General features: G+C 25.1%; 5 protein-coding genes. 1 reads left to right on the plus strand and 4 read right to left on the minus strand.

Annotated features, from left to right (window positions below):
- A partial coding sequence (locus KPL51_RS22675; protein WP_216166637.1) for a DUF2628 domain-containing protein occupies window positions 1-611 on the plus strand: 611 nt, incomplete at its 5' end.
- Window positions 612-748: 137 nt separating this feature from the next.
- On the opposite strand, the gene KPL51_RS22680 is transcribed toward KPL51_RS22675, so the two are convergent.
- From KPL51_RS22680 to KPL51_RS22695, 4 genes are all read right to left on the minus strand, one after another.
- Complete coding sequence (locus KPL51_RS22680; RefSeq protein ID WP_216166639.1) at window positions 749-1,195, minus strand: hypothetical protein; 447 nt, start codon at window positions 1,193-1,195, stop codon at window positions 749-751.
- Window positions 1,192-1,800: an ATP-binding cassette domain-containing protein gene (locus KPL51_RS22685; protein WP_216166641.1), complete on the minus strand. Its 609-nt coding sequence runs from the start codon at window positions 1,798-1,800 to the stop codon at window positions 1,192-1,194. The genes KPL51_RS22680 and KPL51_RS22685 overlap by 4 nt, the downstream gene beginning before the upstream one ends.
- Entirely contained in the window at window positions 1,797-3,785 is a 1,989-nt protein-coding gene (locus KPL51_RS22690; RefSeq protein WP_216166643.1) for a bacteriocin-associated integral membrane family protein, read from the minus strand. The genes KPL51_RS22685 and KPL51_RS22690 overlap by 4 nt, the downstream gene beginning before the upstream one ends.
- 113 nt (window positions 3,786-3,898) lie before the next feature.
- Window positions 3,899-4,166: mediterrocin family bacteriocin (locus KPL51_RS22695; protein ID WP_216166645.1), on the minus strand; the 268-nt coding region annotated here is incomplete at its 5' end.

Raw genomic sequence — 4,166 nt, forward strand, 5'->3', positions numbered from 1 at the left:
TTTATGAAAAAGCCAAAAGCATAGTTTGTGGGGGGAGTAATATGTTTTGTGTGAAATGTGGTAATTCATTAGTGGAAGGTAGTGAATTTTGTTGTAAATGTAGTAATGAAATTAAAACCGATAGAGGATTTACTATAGTTAATGCGCTTCCAGATTCAGTGACTACTGAAGAGTTTGAGTTATTTGTTGGAGTTAAGAAACAACAATATTATATATCAAAATGGTTAAAATTTAAAGGAGCAAGGCATAACAAATATATCAGTTTAAATTGGCCAGCTCTTTTTCTTACTTTTTTCTGGTTAGCATATAGAAAAATGTATCTTTATGCGATAGCGTCAAGTACTATATTTTTTATATTGACAATTATAGTTCCTCATGAATTTGCGACATCTTTAAATATAAGTTTATGTGTTTTTTTAGGTATATATGGTAATAAGATATATTGTTATTATTCGGGAAATGAAATTGCTAAAATTAAGAATAATTTAACAAATCTAAGTCAACAGAAAAGTGAAATAACTAACAAAGGTGGAACTAATATATCATTTACAATTATATTTACAGTAGTGTACTTAGTCAGTGCAACTTTCTATGCTGCACTTATTAATTAATACGACCTCCTTAAAAGTATTTCGCATTTTTCATATAATGTGTCACAATCGACTAAGGGCAATAGCCCTTTTTTAATGCTATTTTCTAGGAGGTTATTTTTACATTAGTCGTTGCCATACCCCAATATAAGAAACCTCTATTTCAACTTCCACATCTTATTAGCTTTAGATAGTAATGACTCCACACCAGCTTTATGATCTTTAATATTTTGGACAGAATACGTGTCAGATTTATCTATTGGGTTCATATTTTCATCAACATAGATTTCATAGGCTTTCCCATCTTCCTGTAATCTTATACCATAATTATATCCACCTGATATCAATGGCCATATAATTAAAAGCTCACCCTTTGTATCATTAGAAACTGCTAAATTTCCTGTGTAATGTAAATATCCAGGTTTTTTTACATTATAGTTATAACCATCTTCTTTTTTCATACCATACGAGCCATTTCTAACTTTAGGCAAAACTTTTACAAATTCTTTATATTTGATAGTTGTTATAAAAAACCAACAAGCATTTAGACCTACAAAAACTAATATAATACATATAAAGATTCTTTTTTTCTGAATTTTACTCATAAATTCACCACCCTATTTCCTTGCTTTTTCATATCTTCATCATGCGTAACCATTATAATTGTTTTACCTAGCTTATTTAATTGTTTTAGAATATTAAGTACAGATTCTGCATTCTTTTTATCAAGAGATCCTGTAGGCTCATCAGCTAATATAACATCGCATTTTTTAAGCATTAATCGAGCCAAAGCCACTCTTTGTTGCTCACCACCTGATAATGTATAGACTTTTTTATTTTTTTCTCCCTCTAAGCCAACAATACTTAATGCCTCTTCTATTGACAAGTTTGTCTTACAATTCTTACAAATAAAGTTTAGATTTTCATTAACAGTCTTATTATCAACTAATGCAAAGTTTTGGAACAAAAATCCTACTTTTGTCCTAAAATAATTTAGATGATTTTTTTTATTTTTAATATCTATACCATCAACAATTATTTCCCCATTATCAATTTTTTCAATTGCACCAATCATATTTAATAAAGTTGTTTTACCACAACCGCTCGGTCCCGAAAATATAATAAAATCTCCATTTTGTATTGTTAAATTAAAATCTGAAAATATTATTTTTTCATCAAATTTTTTACATATATTTTTTATTTCAATCATAAATTTCTTCCTTTCAAAATCTTTTGGACTTGCGAATTTTCAATTTTACGTATGTAAAATAAAATAACAGAAAGTTCTAATATTAATATGCTTATTCCTCCAAAAACCAAATAATATCCTTTCTTAGTTTCCATCATTATATTAACAATAACAGCTATTACAATACTTAATATTGTAGTTACAACTGTCATCATCACAATTTTACTGTTCTTTTGTAGAATATTGTATCCAAGAACTTTCTTTATAGAAAGCTCTATAGCATTTACTTTGTACTCCAATGTAATAATTGAGTTAATAATAATAATTTCTAAAAGTAAAACTAAAAAACTAAATATTAAATTAATATATAAAATTCTTTTCGCTATAATCCACATGTTTTCATATTTTTCTAAAACATTTATTTTTTGTATAAATTGTCCTTCTAATTTATGTGTTTTAATAAATTTATTTAATTTATCTAATTGAGTGGCTGATGATATTTCATACATAACATCATATAATTCATCTGAGGATCCTATAGACCTCCTTATACTTTGATTTTTAATAAGAGCCTCTGACATATTATTGTATATAATAATAGGATTTTTAATCAAAGTACTTCCATATATTTCATCCTCATCCATTCCGACAACATCAATATTCTCATGATAATAAATTAAATCATAGTTGTATGATAAATTAACATCATCATTAAATGGTATACTTTTTTTTAATACGTCAACAATTTTAGAATCATTTTTCATTTTATCTGGCAATATAAAATAAAAATCTTTATTTAATTTAAAGTTATTTAATTTAATTATTTTGGTAGATAAATAATTAAATGAATTTTTATTGGCAGATATAGCTCCTTTATTCACAATACCAGAAATATCCTTTACTGCCATTGTATTAAATTCTTTGAAAAATTCTTTATAAAATGTTTCTTGTACAGTCATAGATTCAACTATTCTATCATTGCTAGTACCATCACTATAATTGATTGGATAATACATAAACTTAATATGGAAATAATCTGAATGGTCTTCAAAGAAAGTTTGTTGCTTATAAAAAGTATAAGATTGATAAATAAAACCAATATTACTTGATATTATAAATATTGTTATAATGGTTGTTATTAATTTTATACCATAATTAATAGATAACAAATTTTTTGAGTTCTTACTATTAGAAAAAACTTCTTTTACATTTAAAAAATATAAACTTAAATATAATAAGCCATTTAAGATCAATGAAATAATAAATAACATTAAAGAAATTTTAAAATCAAAGAATACGAAAGTATATTTAAATAATATAAAAAGAATTAATATAAAAGATAACATAAATACAAAAGTATCTAATAAAATATTTTTCCAAATAATATTACCTATTTTTTCTCCCATAGTCATTCTAATAAGATTTTCTTTTTTTTGTGAAATAACGTCATAAAAAGAAAATAATAAAATAATACTAATTATTAGTATCCATATAGCAATTATATTCTTTACTGATTCTTTATTTGAAATTCCTTCTTTTGGGTGATTACCTGCATATTTATCAATTAAATCCATTTTAAATTGCTTTATATTGTCTTTACTACCAATAACATAATATTCAGTTTGATTTTTAATATTTGGAACATCATCAATATTATTAAATTTAAAATTGATACTTCCTAAAAAAAGGCTTTTATAATTTCTTTTAAATATATTTGAATTTTGGTTTACAAGATTTTCAACTCCTTGTGTCCCATAAATATTGTATTCGGTAAGAGAAATATTTGGTTGAGTGCGTATAAAAGTAAATACCTCTACTTTATTCCTTGTTGATGAGTTGGAAATATCAGTAATCATTTCTTTACTCGTTGTGTTTAATTGTAAATATAATGTAGTATTAGAGTATTGAGTATAAAAATTATCTAAATAAAAAGCATGACTTTCTCCAATAATTAAAATTCCTATAAACATTATAAAAAAACTAATTATGAACTTAATTTTTTTCAAGAGAACTCCTCCAAATTTAACCTTCTGTCAATATATTTTCTTATTGTTTATAACTTTATCATTCCTATTTAATACAAGAATGATAAAGTTACATCTAATAATTAAGTAGCTTGTTAATATACTATACCATAATATATTCCTGTACCTGAATGTAAAACTTCTAAATTAGCCCAACTATTGCCTGCTACCATAGCAGAACTATGCGGACCATTACCATTTGATATAGCTGAATAATGAGATGTAGAACACATACCATAAACATAATCTTCATTAAACCAATCTGTATTATAACCATATATAAATCCGAAGCTTGAAGGACTTCCTGCATTTGCTTCCCAGGATGCTGCAAAAGTATGTGGTCCATTATTAACTTTCCATGTT

This window comes from Clostridium bowmanii (assembly GCF_018861315.1).
Lineage (GTDB): Bacteria > Bacillota > Clostridia > Clostridiales > Clostridiaceae > Clostridium_AD > Clostridium_AD bowmanii.

Coding starts and splice junctions, on each gene's coding strand:
- KPL51_RS22685 (WP_216166641.1), bottom strand. CDS start 1,800: ATGATTGAAATAAAAAATATATGTAAAAAATTTGATGAAAAAATAATA.
- KPL51_RS22680 (WP_216166639.1), bottom strand. CDS start 1,195: ATGAGTAAAATTCAGAAAAAAAGAATCTTTATATGTATTATATTAGTT.